At 71.2% G+C, this 14,931-nt stretch carries 12 protein-coding genes; 4 read left to right on the forward strand and 8 right to left on the reverse strand.

All coding sequences use genetic code 11. The features are described from left to right. Positions 1–633 precede the first annotated feature (633 nt). Positions 634–780 (forward strand): hypothetical protein, encoded by a 147-nt coding sequence (locus OHS81_RS08435; protein WP_328383932.1) that lies wholly within the window; start codon positions 634–636, stop codon positions 778–780. A 30-nt stretch (positions 781–810) separates the two neighbouring features. Here the strand turns inward: OHS81_RS08435 and OHS81_RS08440 are convergent, their stop codons facing one another. The 3 genes from OHS81_RS08440 to OHS81_RS08450 all read right to left on the reverse strand — a co-directional run bounded on the left by OHS81_RS08440 (position 811) and on the right by OHS81_RS08450 (position 6,820). Next, the gene (locus tag OHS81_RS08440; protein WP_328383933.1) at positions 811–2,139 is read right to left on the reverse strand and encodes a class I SAM-dependent RNA methyltransferase; all 1,329 of its coding nucleotides are present in this window, start codon (positions 2,137–2,139) and stop codon (positions 811–813) included. A gap of 345 nt (positions 2,140–2,484) precedes the next feature. After that, positions 2,485–4,536, reverse strand: a complete 2,052-nt coding sequence (locus OHS81_RS08445; protein ID WP_328383935.1) for an APC family permease — start codon at positions 4,534–4,536, stop codon at positions 2,485–2,487. Positions 4,537–4,852: 316 nt separating this feature from the next. After that, a complete protein-coding gene (locus OHS81_RS08450) occupies positions 4,853–6,820 on the reverse strand; it encodes an NAD(P)-binding protein (protein WP_328390984.1) in 1,968 nt (655 codons plus the stop codon). 328 nt (positions 6,821–7,148) lie between these two features. On the opposite strand from OHS81_RS08450, the gene OHS81_RS08455 reads away from it, so the two are divergent. Both OHS81_RS08455 and OHS81_RS08460 read left to right on the forward strand, forming a co-directional pair. Beyond that, on the forward strand, positions 7,149–7,817 hold the full coding sequence (locus tag OHS81_RS08455; RefSeq protein WP_086721044.1) for a potassium channel family protein: 669 nt from the start codon (positions 7,149–7,151) through the stop codon (positions 7,815–7,817). After that, positions 7,814–8,485 (forward strand): potassium channel family protein, encoded by a 672-nt coding sequence (locus OHS81_RS08460; RefSeq protein WP_030088864.1) that lies wholly within the window; start codon positions 7,814–7,816, stop codon positions 8,483–8,485. Before OHS81_RS08455 ends, OHS81_RS08460 begins: the two co-directional genes overlap by 4 nt. A 139-nt stretch (positions 8,486–8,624) precedes the next feature. On the opposite strand, the gene OHS81_RS08465 is transcribed toward OHS81_RS08460, so the two are convergent. From OHS81_RS08465 to OHS81_RS08480, 4 genes are all read right to left on the reverse strand, one after another. Then, complete coding sequence (locus OHS81_RS08465) at positions 8,625–9,500, reverse strand: DUF3159 domain-containing protein (RefSeq protein ID WP_443058667.1); 876 nt, start codon at positions 9,498–9,500, stop codon at positions 8,625–8,627. A gap of 3 nt (positions 9,501–9,503) precedes the next feature. Next, positions 9,504–9,902, reverse strand: a complete 399-nt coding sequence (locus OHS81_RS08470; protein WP_030088861.1) for an OB-fold nucleic acid binding domain-containing protein — start codon at positions 9,900–9,902, stop codon at positions 9,504–9,506. 116 nt (positions 9,903–10,018) lie between these two features. Then, positions 10,019–10,702: a response regulator gene (locus tag OHS81_RS08475; RefSeq protein ID WP_328383941.1), complete on the reverse strand. Its 684-nt coding sequence runs from the start codon at positions 10,700–10,702 to the stop codon at positions 10,019–10,021. A 79-nt stretch (positions 10,703–10,781) separates the two neighbouring features. Further along, the gene (locus tag OHS81_RS08480) at positions 10,782–13,334 is read right to left on the reverse strand and encodes a sensor histidine kinase KdpD (protein WP_328383943.1); all 2,553 of its coding nucleotides are present in this window, start codon (positions 13,332–13,334) and stop codon (positions 10,782–10,784) included. A 243-nt stretch (positions 13,335–13,577) separates the two neighbouring features. Between OHS81_RS08480 and OHS81_RS08485 the strand changes: the two genes are divergently transcribed. After that, entirely contained in the window at positions 13,578–14,150 is a 573-nt protein-coding gene (locus OHS81_RS08485) for a GNAT family N-acetyltransferase (protein WP_443058668.1), read from the forward strand. 107 nt (positions 14,151–14,257) lie between these two features. Here the strand turns inward: OHS81_RS08485 and kdpC are convergent, their stop codons facing one another. Further along, on the reverse strand, positions 14,258–14,926 hold the full coding sequence (kdpC, locus tag OHS81_RS08490; protein ID WP_328383947.1) for a potassium-transporting ATPase subunit KdpC: 669 nt from the start codon (positions 14,924–14,926) through the stop codon (positions 14,258–14,260). Positions 14,927–14,931: the final 5 nt, after the last annotated feature.

Genomic DNA, 14,931 nt, shown 5'->3' on the forward strand with positions numbered 1-14,931 from the left:
TCCGACTCTATCAGATCCTTGCGGGCCCGATTTTCGCCGGCGCGTTTCCGCCTTTCGGCTTCTTCGCGTTTCCAACCTTACCAGATCCGTTTCCGTCTCTGGCTCCCTGTTGGAGCGGGTCGGCCGTTCCGCTTTCGCTTTCGCTTTCCGGCCTTTCCGACTCTAGCAGACCCGATTTCGTTCCGTTGCCGGCCCGAATTCGTTTCCGATTCCCCGTCGGAGGGGGTCCGCCTGGGGTGCGACTTCTTGCGTTGCCGCGCCTTTCGGCGTGATCACTACTTTAGCGGAATTCCTCGTTGACGCATAATCACGTCACGGTCGAATTTCGGCATGCCGAAATTGGTCCCGGTGAGGGGCCGTGCAGTAGTGGTGTGCCGCTGTCGCGGCGGGATGGCTGCCCGGCGCCTGTCGGCTCCGTGGCAACTCGAAGAACTTACACGATCCTATGGGTGCGGCACGACTTGGGGGTACGTCCACGGTGGTTCGGGCTGTCCCTGACCGCTAGGTCGCCGATCCGTCTGGTCGCTGGGGCACCTGCAAGGCAGGCACATTCCCATGGTCTGTCCCGGTTCGGCACGCTCGCAGTGGTAGACCGCCTGCGAGGGAGGACCGTGACGGACGCATCGAGCGTTGGTGCTGTCCTCCCACCCCGCTGAAGGTTTCGCCGCTCTCCAGGAGGTGCGCCGGGCGCCGCCGTTGCGGCAGCGCCCACAGCACCTCGGCGATCTCCGCGCGGCCGCTTCGGAAGAGCTGGTGCAGGCAGCCGAGGGCCCGGCCTGAGACGCCACGGCCCTTTGCCCGAACCGCAGGTCAGACGCCCTTGGCCGTCTTCTCCAGCACCACGACGCACTCCACATGATGCGTCATCGGAAACAGATCAAACGCCCGCATCCGCCGCGGCGCATAGCCCGCCTCCGCGAAGTACTTGAGGTCGCGGGCGAGGGCTGCCGGGTCGCAGGCGACGTAGGCGATGCGGCGGGGGGTGAGGGAGGCGAGGTGGGTGACGGTCTTTTTGCCGGCGCCGGCGCGGGGTGGGTCGAGGACGATGAGGTCGACGTCGGTGATGCCGGTGCGGGGGAGGATCGCCTCGACCTTGCCGTGTTCGATGCGTACGCGGTCGAGGTCCTGGAGATTGTGGCGGGCGTCGTCGACGGCACGCTTGCCGGATTCGATGCCGAGGACCGCGCCCTTGTCTCCGACGCGTTCGGCGAGGGCGCCCGCGAAGAGGCCGACACCGCAGTAGAGGTCGAGGGCCATATCGCCCTTCTTGGGCATCAGGCCCTGCATGACGGCCTCGACGAGGAGGTCGGCGGCCTTCGGGTGGACCTGCCAGAAGCCACCGTTGCCGACCCGCCAGGTGCGGTCGGCGGCGCGTTCGCGGACGAAGGGGCGGCCGTGCACGCGGTGGACGCCGCCGTCCTTCTCGCCGATCCGCAGGACGGAGACCGGCTTGTCGAGTTCGACGATGGGGAGGCGGCCGCCGGGGCGGGGGGTGAGGATGACCTGGCGGTCGTGGGAGCCGGTGGCGGCGATCGCCTCGACAGTGGCCATCTGGGGCCACTCGCGCTTCTCGATGCCGAGTTCGGAGACCCCCGGGGCGGCGATCATGCAGTGGGTGACCGGCTCGATGTCGTGCGAGCGGTGCTTGCGCAGGCCCGCGTGGCCGTCGGCGTCGACGGCGTACTGGACGCGGGTGCGCCAGGCGGGGACCTCGCCCTTGGCGACCTTGTCGCCCGGGGCGGGCTCGACCGTGCCGTCCCAGTGGGCGTCGTCCGGCGACAGCCCGGCCAGCCGTTCCAGCTGTTCGGCGATGACCGAGGCCTTCAGGCGGCGCTGGGCGCCGGGGGCGGCGTGCTGCCAGTCGCAGCCGCCGCACTTGCCGGGGCCGGAGAAGGGGCAGGGGGCCTCGACCCGGTCCTTGGAGGGGGTGAGGATCTGCACCGCGTCGGTGCGCAGGAAGCGCGCACCCTCCTCGCCGTCGGTGACGCGGGCGATCACCCGCTCTCCGGGCAGGGCGTGCCGTACGAAGAGGACCTGGCCCTCGTCGGTGCGGGCGATGCAGTGGCCGCCGTGTGCGACCGGGCCGACCTCGACCTCGTACTCCTCGCCGACCAGCGATTTCTTCGGTTCTGCCTGCATGGCGGGAGGGCTCCTGTGGTGGGTGGTGCGGGGCGAGACGGGGGCGGTACGGGGCGCGCGGTACGGCCGGGCCACCCTCTGTACGGCGGGACGCCGACCGTCAAGTCTACGTCCCACCGTGCCGTGTCCTGTCCCGGTGCGGTGCTGCCCCGGTCCCGTGCTGTCCCGGGGCCGGGCCTCCTGCGGATCGCACCCTCGTCGGACATGCGGCCCACCGCTGGGATCTCGCACCTCGTCGGGGCTGCGGCCCGCCACTCCTCGTCGGGGCCTCCCGCTGCCCGTACCGCGCTCTGGTGCCGCTGCCGTACCGCGCCGCCCCGGTGTCCTGCCGGGGCGGTGGCGTCCCTACTTCTTGGTGGCTGCCTTTTCCTTCTTCGGCTGGGCGACCGGGCCGCGGCGGACCGCGCCCGGAGCGTTCCACTCGGCGCGCTTGCGGGCGCGCTGCTTGGCGGCCTCGGAGGAGTCCAGCTGCCAGGGCACGGAGGTGACCATGACGCCGGGGGTGAAGAGGAGGCGGCCCTTGAGGCGGAGGGCGGACTGGTTGTGGAGAAGGTGCTCGTACCAGTGGCCGACGACGTATTCGGGGATGTAGACGGAGACGGCGTCGCGCGGGCTCTCCCGGCGCAGCGACTTGACGTAGTCGATGATCGGCCGGGTGATCTCGCGGTACGGGGAGGCCAGGACCTTCAGCGGCACCTCGATGCCGCGGCGCTCCCACTCCTCCCGAAGGGCCTTGGTGTCGGCCTGGTCGACGTCCACGCTGACCGCTTCGAGGCTGTCGGAGCGCATCAGCTTGGCGTAGTTCAGGGCGCGCAGGGTGGGCTTGTGCACCTTGGAGACCAGGACGAGGGAGTGCACCCGGGAGGGGCGGACCACGTCGTCGTCGGGGGTGTCCTCGGCGGCGATCTCGTCGGCGACCCGGTCGTAGTGGCGGCGGATCGCGGACATCGTCACAAAGAAGATGACCATGCCGAGCAGCGCCACCCACGCGCCGTGGGTGAACTTCGTCAGGAGGACGACGACCAGGACCAGGCCCGTGAAGAAGGCGCCGAAGGCGTTGATGGCGCGGGAGCGGTGCATCCGGCGGCGCTTGGCCGGGTCGGTCTCGCTGAGCAGGTGGCGGTTCCAATGGCGGACCATGCCTGTCTGGCTGAGCGTGAACGAGACGAAGACGCCGACGATGTAGAGCTGGATGAGGCGGGTGGAGTCCGCGCCGTAGAGGTAGACGAGGATCGCGGCGGCGCCGGCCAGCAGGACGATGCCGTTGGAGAACGCCAGGCGGTCGCCGCGGGTGTGCAGCTGGCGCGGCAGATAGCGGTCCTGGGCGAGGATCGAGCCGAGCAGCGGGAAGCCGTTGTAGGCGGTGTTGGCCGCGAGGAAGAGGACCAGTGCGGTGGCGGCGGCCAGGATGATGAAGAGGAAGGAGCCGTTGCCGAAGACGGCGGAGGCGACCTGGGAGATGACCGGGTCCTGGGTGTAGCCGGCCCCGATCGGCTTGCCGTTCTGGAACAGGTCCTTGGCGGGTGTCTCGGCCATCCGGACGTGGGTGGCCATGGCCAGGCCGATGATGCCGCAGAACATGGTGACGGCCAGCCCGCCCATGAGGGCCAGGGTGGTCGCGGCGTTCTTGGACTTCGGCTTGCGGAAGGCCGGGACACCGTTGGAGATCGCCTCGACGCCGGTGAGCGCGGCGCAGCCGGAGGAGAAGGCCCGCAGCATGAGGAACACCAGGGCGAAGCCGGCCAGGCCGCCCTGTTCCGCGTGAATGGTGAAGTCGGCGGTGGGGGCCTTCATCGTGTCGCCCAGGACGACGCCGCGGATCACACCCCAGATGATCATGATGAAGACGCCGGCCACGAAGACGTACGTCGGGATCGCGAAGAGCTTGCCCGATTCCTTGACGCCGCGCAGGTTCATCAGCGTGAGCAGCACGATGATGACGATCGCGCACAGGGTCTTGTGCTGGACGACGAAGGGGATCGCGGAGCCCAGGTTCTCCACTCCGGAGGAGATGGAGACCGCGACGGTCAGCACATAGTCGACGAGCAGTGCGCTGGCGACGGTGAGACCGGCCTTGGGACCGAGGTTGGTGTTGGCGACCTCGTAGTCACCGCCGCCGCTCGGGTAGGCGTGCACGTTCTGCCGGTACGACGCGACGACGGTGAACATCAGCACCACGACCGCGACCGCGATCCAGGGGCTGAAGTTGTACGCAGACACACCCGCGACGGACAGGACGAGCAGCACCTCGCCCGGCGCATAGGCCACGGAGGAGAGCGGGTCGGAGGCGAAGACGGGGAGTGCGATGCGCTTGGGAAGCAGGGTCTCCCCGAGCTTGTCGCTGCGCAGTGCGCGCCCGATCAAGATCCGTTTGGGCACGTCGGTCAGTTTGGACACGCAGAGGATGCTAAGCCTTCGTCAAGGTCTGCGCCCACCCGCTACCGGATCGGGTGGCATCGGCAAAGCCCGCGGTACGGCGAGCGGGGCGCGTCCGCCCTGCTGAGGGGCGCATCGCGGCCGGTCGCCTCCACAGGATCCGCACGTCACGCGCACGGGGCGGCCCCGGCAGGCCGTATCCGTGGCGTTCGTCACGGGGTGCGGCGATCCGTCATGGAGTTGACGCCGTCCGTCACGGGAATGACGCGGTCTGTCACGAGGAGGGGGCGGAGGCTGTCACGAACTGACTCACCCGTCACGAAGTGTGACGGGCGAGTCACCCCTGTCGGACGGCCCCGGCCCCCGTGTCCGCGGCCCGGTGGCGCCGGACGTGCAGATCGCCCAGCCCCTGCCGGGTGGCGACCAGCAGCACCCGGTCCTGTGGCCGCAGGACATAGCCGTCGCCGAGCTCGTGCACCAGGTGCGCCGGCTCGCGCTCCGCGTCGGACGGTGGCGCGGCGGCAGCGTCGTCCGGCTCCGGATCGTCGGGGGCCGAGGTGTCGACCGCCAGCACCCGCAGCCGCCCCGGCCGCAGCACCTCGGCGACCGTACGGCCCTCCAGCGCCACATGGCCGCGTACCTCGACCCGGGCGACCAGCAGCACCCGGCGCTCGACGGGGATGGCGCCGAGGATCTGGCGGCCCATCATCGCGCCGGCGAAGGCGGGCGCGGCCAGGTACGTGACACTCCGGCTGCGGGTCAGCGCTCGCGGATGCGCGGCGCGCAAGGTGCGGTAGACGGCGGTGGCGAACCGGTCGTCGAACAGCCGCAGCGTCACCCGCAGCCGCGGCTTGACCGAGCGGGCGTAGAGGGCGGCCTCCAGGTTGGTGGTGTCCTCGCTGGTCAGCGCGAGCAGAGTGGCCGCGCGCTCGATCATCGCGGCTTCCAGGACACCTTCTTGTGTGACATCGCCCAGCACGGTCGGCACCCGCAGCCGGCGGGCCAGCGCGATGCCCCGCGCCTCGGGGTCCCCTTCGATGCACACCACGGGGATGCCCATCTCGTGCAGCCGCGCCAGCACCCGGGTGCCGACCTTGCCGAGGCCGAGCAGCACCACATGTCCCGACAGGCCGCGTGGCGGGCGGCGCAGTGCCGAGGCACTGCGGAAGGTGCCCAGCCCTTCGAACGCTGCCGCGACCAGCACCGGCAGCAGCAACAGCCCGGTCAGCCCGGACAGCAGCTGCAGCACCTTGCGGGGCGTCGGTTCGTGGATCGCCGGGTCGTTGATCGCGAAGAGATCCAGCAGCGAGAGATAGGCGGCGTGCACCGGATCCTCACCGGTGGTCAGCCAGCCGGCGACGGCCAGCGCCAGCACCGCCCCGACAACCCCGGCCAGCGACCAGCGCAGCCGCCGGGAGAAGAGCGAGGCGAGCGGCGCGCCCCGGCCGCGCAGTCCGCGGGAGCGCACCGGCCGCCCCGTATAGGAGACGGTCTCCAGGACGACGGTTCCGCAGCCGACGGCGGCCGAGGCCGCGGCGTCGTCCGGCAGAAGTACGGGGCCCTCGTGTCCTGCCGCCGAACTCGGTGCGTCCTCGGGGTCGTTGGCGGAGGCGGAGAGCAGCGCCAGGGTGCACAGCCCCGGGGTGCCGGGCCGGCCCGGCGGCCCCGGCGTACGCTCCACGGCGCGCAGCAGCAGCCCGTCCGCCTCGATGACCTTGCTGGTACCGGCGACCGCTGCGGCCGCGAGGGCGGGGGCCACGGTGTCGGCGTCGGACAGCACGGTCGTGGAGGCATCGGCGGCCTCCACGTCCCCGGCGTCGTCGGAGCCCAGGGCGGCGACCGCCGCCGCCTGGTCCAGCAACTCCTCCAGATGCTGGCCGAGTTTGCGGTTGTAGAGCCGGATGACCAGCCGCAGCCGCGGGTTGAGCCGGCGGGCCCGCAGCGCGGCGTGGATGTTGAGCTCATCGTCGTCGTAGACCAGCGCCAGGGCGTCCGCCTCGGCGACGCCGGCCGCGGCCAGCGCCGCATCGTCGGGCTGGGCCGCCTCCAGGAGCCGTACGGTCTCCTCCGGCGCCTCCGCGCCGTCGTCAAGGCCCTCGGGCGGCAGCGGTGTCGTCCGCGTCATCGCTGCCGACATCCGGCCCAGCAGCGCGGTCGCGCGGTCCAGCGCACGGGCCGGCGGCGGGATGCGGGGCCGGTGCGGCTCCCGGGCGGTGGGGACGACGAGCGTCACCCGTTCGCCGTAGACGTCCCGGAGCTCGGCGGCGAGCCGATGCGCCAGCGCATCGTCGCCGCAGACCACCATGTGCGGGGTGCAGTAGCCCTGTTGGGGCTGGAGAGGCAGGTTGGGCACACCTCGTAGCGTGCCTTACGGGCGCGGGGCGGCGCAGCCCGGCGCGAGAGGCGTAGCGCGGACGGCGCGGATCCGCATCCGACCACGGCCCACCGCGCCCCCTACCAGGAGCGCCATTACGGCTACGGTTGTACCGGACCACGGTGCGCCCAGCGCCCCCGCTGCCGCGCCCGGTCCTGTCGCGAGCCGTGGCTCCGTGTCGCCGGTACTGGGAGAAGAAAGTAGTGAGCAGGGTGTTTGTGCAGGTCAGCGCGCTAGTACAGGGCACGGGGTAATCAGCATGCACATCGTCATCATGGGGTGCGGGCGCGTGGGCTCCGCGCTTGCGCAGACCCTGGAGAGCCAGGGGCACACCATCGCCGTGGTGGACCAGGACCCGACGGCGTTCCGTCGCCTGGGTTCGTCCTTCGGCGGCCGCCGGGTGACCGGCGTCGGCTTCGACCAGGACACCCTGCGCGAGGCCGGCATCGAGGAGGCGGGCGCGTTCGCGGCCGTCTCCAGCGGTGACAACTCCAACATCATCGCCGCCCGGGTGGCCCGTGAGATGTTCGGTGTCGAGAATGTCGCGGCCCGTATCTACGACCCGCGCCGCGCCGAGGTCTACCAGCGCCTGGGCATCCCGACCGTCGCCACCGTCCGCTGGACGGCCGACCAGATGCTGCGCCGGCTGCTGCCCTCGGGCGCCGAACCGCTGTGGCGGGACCCGAGCGGCGGCGTCCAGCTGGCGGAGGTGCACACCTCCCCCTCCTGGGTCGGCCACAAGATCAGCACCCTCCAGGAGGAGACCGGCGTCCGCGTCGCTTTCCTCACCCGGCTGGGCGAGGCGATTCTGCCGACCTCGCAGACCGTGCTGCAGGAAGGCGATCTGGTGCACGTCATGATGCGCACCGACGAGGTCGAGAAGGTGGAGGCGGCATTCGCCACGGGTCCTGAGGGGGCGCACGCATGAGGGTCGCGATCGCAGGCGCCGGCGCGGTGGGCCGTTCCATCGCGGGCGAGCTGCTGGAGAACGGGCACGAGATCCTGCTCATCGACAAGGCGCCGACCGCCATCTCGGTCGAGCGGGTGCCGCTGGCGGAGTGGCTGCTGGCCGACGCCTGCGAGATCACCTCGCTGGACGAGGCGGCGCTGCAGCGCTGCAACGTCGTCATCGCGGCGACCGGCGACGACAAGGTGAACCTCGTCGTGTCGCTGCTCGCCAAGACCGAGTACGGCGTGCCGCGGGTGGTCGCCCGGGTCAACAACCCGAAGAACGAGTGGCTGTTCAACGAGTCCTGGGGCGTCGATGTCGCGGTCTCCACACCGCGTCTGATGTCGGCCCTGGTCGAGGAGGCGGTGAGCGTCGGCGATCTCGTCCGGCTGCTGCGCTTCAGCCACGGTGACGCCAACCTCGTCGAGCTGACGCTGCCCCCGGAGGCCGCGCTGGCCGGCACCCGGGTCGGCGATGTGGAGTGGCCCGAGGACACCTCCCTGGTGACGATCATCCGCGGTACGCGGGTGCTCACGCCCAACAAGGAGGACGCGCTGGAGGCCGGCGACGAGCTGCTGTTCGTCGCGGCCCAGTCGCGCGAGGAGCAGTTGGAGGATCTGCTGTCGGTGCGGCGCGAGGACGCGTAGCGCCGGCCGGTGGTCCACCCGGTGGGTGCCCCGGCGGCCGTCCGCCGGGGCACCCACCACCCACGTGAAACGCCCGGGGCCCGGGAACCAAGCGGTTCCCGGGCCCCGGGCGCAGGTGTGTGCGGTGCCGGCCGCCCCGTCAGCGGCGGTGGCGGGCCCGCCGCGGCCGCTCGTCGGCGGCCTCCGCCGCGACCTCGGACGCCATCCCCTGGTAGAGGTCGTCGGCGACCCCGTCCAGCGCGTCGCGCTCGCCTCGGCGCCGCTCCTCCGCCTCCTTTTCGGCCTGTTCCTTGGCCTCCATTTCGGCGAAGACGTCGATCGGCGGCGGTGCCTTCGCCAGGAAGACCCAGGTGAGGTAGACGGCGAGCAGGAAGGGCGGGATCTTCAGCGCGATCAGCACCCAGCCGAGCTGCGTGGTGTCCGCCCACCAGTACAGCGGGAAGAGGATCGCGCACTTGGCGAAGAGGATCAGCCCCCAGGCCCAGCTGGCCTTGGCGTACGCCTTCTTGCGTCCCGGGTTGCGGGTGCGCCAGGAAAGGTTCTCCTTGAACACCGGCCCCAGGATCAGCCCGATGAGCGGGACGCCCGCGACTGTGGTGATCATGTAAGCGAGGGCCAGTCCGAGGGTGTAGAGCATCCCCGGCAGATAGAAGTCCTTGGCGTTGCCCGTCATCATCGCGAAGACCACGCCGAAGCCCACCCCGAAGACGCCGCTGAAGGCGTGCTTGACGGTGTCCCTGCGGACCAGGCGCACCGCCGCCAGCACCAGCGAGACGGCCAGCGCGGCGATCGCCGAGGTGTGCAGATCCTTGTTGATGGTGAAGATCGTGACGAACAGCAGGCCGGGGACCACGGTCTCCACCATGCCGCGTACGCCGCCGAACGCCTCGAACAGCGCCGCCTCGGTCACCTGCCTGCTGTCGGCGTCTCTTCGGTCGCCCGGATCGGGCGAGGGGCCTGCGGGGGCGTCGGGGCCGCCCTCCGCGTCAGCGGTCGGTCGGTCGTGAGACGTCACCGGCTACTCCTGTCCGAGCGGTCGGAGTTCGTACTTCGGATTGAAGAGCACCCGGCGTCCGTGGCTCAGGGAGACCCGGCCCGAGGCGATGAGCTTACGGCCCGGCTCGATCCCGACGATGGAGCGGCGGCCCAGCCACACCACATCGAGCGCCGCGGAGCCGTCGAAGAGCTCCGCCTCGAGCGCGGGCACACCGGCGCGCGGCCGCAGCGTCACATGCCGCAGGGTGCCGGTGACCTTCACTATCTGCCGGTCGTCACAGTCGCAGATACGGGTGCACCCCGCGTCCTGCGCATCCTGCTGCAGCTCGGCGGACTGCAGCTCCTCCTCGGAGGAGGACAGCCTGTCGAGCAGCCGGCGGAATCGGCCGGCCGGCTTCTCGGAACGGGTCCCAGCACTCATAACCCCAGCGTACCGGTGGCCAGGGCCGCAGATCACTGTCCGCACACGGACTTCGTACCCGCCTCACAAAGCCGCGCCCCGCCGCGGGGGCCGGAGCCCGGTCACACCCCGCCGCCTCACTGCTCGAAGCGGTACCCCATCCCCGGCTCCGTGATGAAGTGCTTCGGGTGCGAGGGATCGCTCTCCAGCTTGCGGCGGAGCTGGGCCATGTACACCCGCAGGTAGTTGGTCTCGGTGCCGTACGAGGGCCCCCAGACCTCCTGGAGCAGCTGTTTCTGGCTGACCAGCCGGCCGGCGTTGCGGACCAGGACCTCCAGCAGATGCCACTCGGTGGGGGTCAGCCGGATGTCCCGGCCGCCGCGGTTGACCTTCTTCGCGGCGAGGTCTACGCAGAAACCTTCCGTCTCCACGATCACCTCGTCGTCGGCAGGCCCCGTCGGCTCGGCCCTGCGCACCGCCGCCCGCAGCCGGGCCAGCAGCTCGTCCATGCCGAACGGCTTGGTGACGTAGTCGTCCGCGCCGGCGTCCAGCGCCTCCACCTTCTCGTCGGAGGTCTGCCGCGCGGAGAGCACCAGGATCGGCACCCGCGTCCAGCCCCGCAGCCCCTTGATCACCTCGACGCCGTCCATATCGGGCAGACCGAGGTCGAGGACGATGACATCGGGGTGGCGGGCGGCCGCGAGTCTGAGCGCGGTGGCCCCGTCGGGGGCGGCGTCGACCTCGTACTTGCGCGCCTTCAGGTTGATCACGAGGGCGCGGACGATCTGCGGCTCGTCATCGACCACAAGCACCCGGTTCACTGGCGTTCTCCTCGTGGTGTCGTCGGCCGGCGGGGCGGGCCCGCCGGGTGTGTGGTGAGGGTGGTCGGTGCGGCCCGGCTCATGTCGTGGCCTGGGCCGGAAGGCCGGGCCTGGCAGGCGGCCGGCCGGGCGCGGCCCGAAGCGTGAGGACCATCGTCATGCCGCCTCCGGGGGTGTCCTCGGCGGCGAGCGTGCCGCCCATCGCCTCCGCGAAACCGCGCGCCACGGCCAGTCCGAGGCCCACGCCGGCACCGCGCGGAGCGTCACCGTAGCGCTGGAAGGGTTCGAAGATCCGGTCCTTGGCGCTGTCCGGCACCCCGGGGCCGCGGTCGGCGATCCGGAGCTCCACCCGGTCGCCGAGCGCGCTGGCCGAGACCAGCACCACCGCACCGTCCGGGCTGTATTTCACGGCGTTCTCGACGAGATTGGCCACCGCGCGCTCCAGCAGCCCCGGGTCGATGGCGACGATCGGCAGCTCCTCGGGGATGTCGAGGGTGACGCTGCCCTCCGGGACGCCGCCGAGCGCCATCGGCACCACCTCGTCGAGGTCGGTCTCGCGGATCAGCGGGGTGACCGTGCCGGTCTGCAGCCGGGACATGTCCAGGAGGTTGCCGACCAGGTGGTCCAGCCGGTCGGCGCCCGCCTCGATGCCGGCCAGCAGCTCCGCCTCGTCCTCCTCGGACCAGGCGACGTCGTCGGAGCGCAGGGACGTGACCGAGGCCTTGATGCTCGCCAGCGGGGTCCGCAGATCGTGGCTGACCGCGGCCAGCAGCGCCGTCCTGATGCGGTTTCCCTCGGCCAGCTCCCGGGCCTGCTCCGCCTCGCCCACCAGCCGCTGCCGGTCCAGTACGACGGCGGCCTGTGCGGCGAACGCGGCCAGCACCCGGCGGTCCTCGGCCGGCAGGACCCGGCCGGTCAGCGCCAGCGCCATGTGGTCGCCCACGGGCATGTCGACATCCGCGTCCTCGGGGCGCATCAGCGGCTTGCCGTGGTCACTTCCGGCCCGGCCCGCACAGGTCCACGGCTCGACGTCGCCGGCCCGCTCCAGCAGCGCCACCGTCTCCATGCCGAAGGTCTCCCGTACCCGCTCCAGCAGGGCGTCCAGGGTCGTCTCCCCCCGCAGCACGCTGCCCGCGAGGAAGGACAGGATCTCCGACTCGGCACGCAGCCGGGCCGCCTGGTGGGTGCGGCGGGCGGCGAGGTCCACCACGGAGGCGACCGAGACGGCCACCGCGAAGAAGATCACGATGGCGACGATGTTCTTGGGATCGCTGACCGTGAGGGTGTGGGTGGGCGGCGTGAAGTAGAAGTTCAGCAGCAGCGAGCCGACCGCGGCCGACGCCAGGGCCGGCAGCTGCCCGCCGAGCAGCGCGGCGACGACCGTCAGGAAGAGGAAGAGCAGGACGTCGTTGGCCAGCCCGGGGCCGTTCACCATGCCGGTCAGCAGCAGCGAGAGCAGAACCGGGCCGACGACGCCGACGAGCCAGCCGGCGAGGATCCGGGCGCGCCCCAGCCGCGCACCGCGCGCCACCGGCAGCCCCCGGCCCTTGGCGACCTCGTCGTGGGTGACGATGTGCACATCGAGATCGGGCCCGGATTCGCGGGCCACGGTCGCCCCCACCCCCGGCCCGAAGATGTACTGCCAGGCCTTGCGGCGGCTGGAACCCAGCACGATCTGGGTGGCGTTGACCCCGCGCGCGAACTCCAGCAGCGCGCTGGGTATGTCGTCCCCGATGACGTGATGAAACGTGCCGCCCAGGTCCTCCACCAGCGTCCGCTGGACGGCGAGTTCCTTGGGCGAGGCCGAGGTCAGCCCGTCGCTGCGGGCGATGTAGACGGCAAGCACCTCGCTGCCCGACCCCTTGGCCGCCATCCGCGCCGCGCGGCGGATCAGCGTACGGCCCTCCGGCCCGCCGGTCAGTCCGACGACGATGCGCTCACGCGCCTGCCAGGTGGAGCGGATCGAATGCTCCGCGCGGTACTCCTGCAGATACTCGTCCACCCGGTCGGCGACCCACAGCAGCGCCAGCTCGCGCAGCGCGGTGAGGTTGCCGGGGCGGAAGTAGTTGGACAGGGCGGCATCCACCTTGTCGGGCTGGTAGATGTTGCCGTGCGCCATACGACGGCGGATCGCCTGGGGCGACATGTCGACAAGCTCGATCTGGTCGGCCCTGCGGACGATCTCGTCCGGCACGGTCTCGCGCTGCCGCACACCCGTTATCGACTCGACGACATCCCCGAGTGATTCCAGATGCTGGATGTTGACGGTCGAGATCACATCGATCCCGGCTTCCAGCAGCTCCTCGATGTCCTGCCAGCGCTTGCCGTGGCGCGAACCGGGAACGTTGGTGTGGGCCAGCTCGTCGACCAGCGCCACGGCCGGAGCGCGATCCAGGACGGCGTCCACGTCCATTTCGGTGAAAACCGTGCCGCGGTACTCCAGCTCCCGGCGGTGCATCTGCTCCAGCCCGTGCAGCATGACCTCGGTGCGGGGCCTGCCGTGATGCTCCACGAACGCCACGACGACGTCCGTGCCCCGCTCCACGCGCCGGTGCGCCTCGGACAGCATCGCGTACGTCTTGCCGACGCCCGGTGCCGCGCCGAGATATATCCGTAGCTTGCCGCGTGCCATGGCCCCATTGTCTTACGTGAAAGCCGCCCCCACCGGGCTGAACCTGCTGCGACCCTACCGACCGGACAAGTGGACAAAAGGGACAGTCGGCGACTTGGCGGCCGGTCTTGACGCGACTCTGATACAGGGGGCGGGAGGAGCGGGCGGCCGGGGTTCATGGGGTGGGCGGGCCTTCGGGTGGGGACGCCGAGGTGGGCCATGGCCTGAAAAATGCCATCGCCGGGCCACCGGCCGACTGCGACGATGCCTCACATGACCGAGGCACAGCCGACGCCGCCCCGCAGGACCGACATCCGTATCGCCCACACCGCCGACCTGGACGCCGCCACCCTGAAGGCGGCCCGCACTCTCCTCTACGACGTCTTCGACGACATGACCGCGGAGGACTGGGAGCACGCACTCGGCGGTCTGCACGCCCTGGTCCACGAAGACGGCGCACTGATCAGCCACGCGTCCGTGGTCCAGCGACGTCTGCTGCACGACGGACGGGCGCTGCGCTGCGGCTATGTGGAGGGCGTCGGCGTCCGCGCGGACCGGCGCGGGCGCGGACACGGCGCGGCCATGATGGACGTCCTGGAGCGGGTCATCCGCAGGGGCTACGACCTCGGCGCACTCGGCGCCTCCGACGAGGCCGCGTCCTTCTATGCCGCCCGCGGCTGGCAGCTGTGGCGCGGCCGGTCCTGGGCACTCACCCCGGACGGCATCCGGCGCACCCCCGACGAGGACGGCTGCATCTACGTCCTCCCCGCCCCGGCCGCCCCCCTCAACCTCGACACCGACCTCGCCTGCGACTGGCGCGACGGCGACGTCTGGTGAGGCACGGGGCCGGCCGGGCGAAAACCTCCCCGCCCGGCCGGCCCCGGCCCCACCCCGCCCCGTCGCGTCCCCGCACTCCTTCAGGCACCGCACGCGCGCCTGTGCGCTCAGCCCTTGGCCCGGCCCTGCACCAGATCCTTGAGGCCGATGTTCAACTCCAGTACGTTCACCCGCGGTTCCCCCATGAAGCCGAGGATGCGGGCATCGGTGTGGCGCGCGACCAGCTGCCGCACCGTGGCGCCGGGCAGATGGTTCTCCTTGGCGACCCGGTCCGCCTGCAGCTGGGCGTACGCGGGCGAGATGTCCGGGTCGAGTCCGGAGCCCGACGAGGTGACGGCGTCCGCCGGGACCTTCGACTCGGGGACCCCGTACGTCTCGGAGACCCACTGCTTGCGCTCCTTCACCGCCTTGATGAGATCGGTGTTGGTGGCGCCCAGGTTGGAGGCGCCGGAGACCTGGAGGTCGTAGCGGGTGTTGACGCCGTTGGCCCGGTTGCTGCCCAGGCCCGCCGAGGGGCGCGGCTGGAAGAACTTCAGGTCCGGGACCGGATTGCCGTTCTTGTCCTTGCCCTTGTCGTAACGCTGGCCGATCAGCGACGAGCCGACGACCGTGCCGTGGGAGCTGACCTCGGACCCGTTGGCCTTGCCGGGGAACGCCGCCTGCGCCACTCCGGTGACCACCAGCGGGTAGACGACCCCGCAGACCACGGTCAGGACGAGCAGGGCGCGCAGCCCCGCCCCGATCAACCGGGCGGTGTTGCGTACGGAGTTGTTCACGGCGG

The sequence above is a fragment of the Streptomyces sp. NBC_00400 genome, from assembly GCF_036048035.1.
Classification (GTDB): Bacteria; Actinomycetota; Actinomycetes; order Streptomycetales; family Streptomycetaceae; genus Streptomyces.

Coding starts and splice junctions, on each gene's coding strand:
- OHS81_RS08440 (WP_328383933.1), bottom strand. CDS start 2,139: ATGCAGGCAGAACCGAAGAAATCGCTGGTCGGCGAGGAGTACGAGGTC.
- OHS81_RS08450 (WP_328390984.1), bottom strand. CDS start 6,820: ATGGTGGTCTGCGGCGACGATGCGCTGGCGCATCGGCTCGCCGCCGAG.
- OHS81_RS08455 (WP_086721044.1), top strand. CDS start 7,149: ATGCACATCGTCATCATGGGGTGCGGGCGCGTGGGCTCCGCGCTTGCG.
- OHS81_RS08460 (WP_030088864.1), top strand. CDS start 7,814: ATGAGGGTCGCGATCGCAGGCGCCGGCGCGGTGGGCCGTTCCATCGCG.
- OHS81_RS08470 (WP_030088861.1), bottom strand. CDS start 9,902: ATGAGTGCTGGGACCCGTTCCGAGAAGCCGGCCGGCCGATTCCGCCGG.
- OHS81_RS08480 (WP_328383943.1), bottom strand. CDS start 13,334: ATGGCACGCGGCAAGCTACGGATATATCTCGGCGCGGCACCGGGCGTC.
- OHS81_RS08485 (WP_443058668.1), top strand. CDS start 13,578: ATGCCTCACATGACCGAGGCACAGCCGACGCCGCCCCGCAGGACCGAC.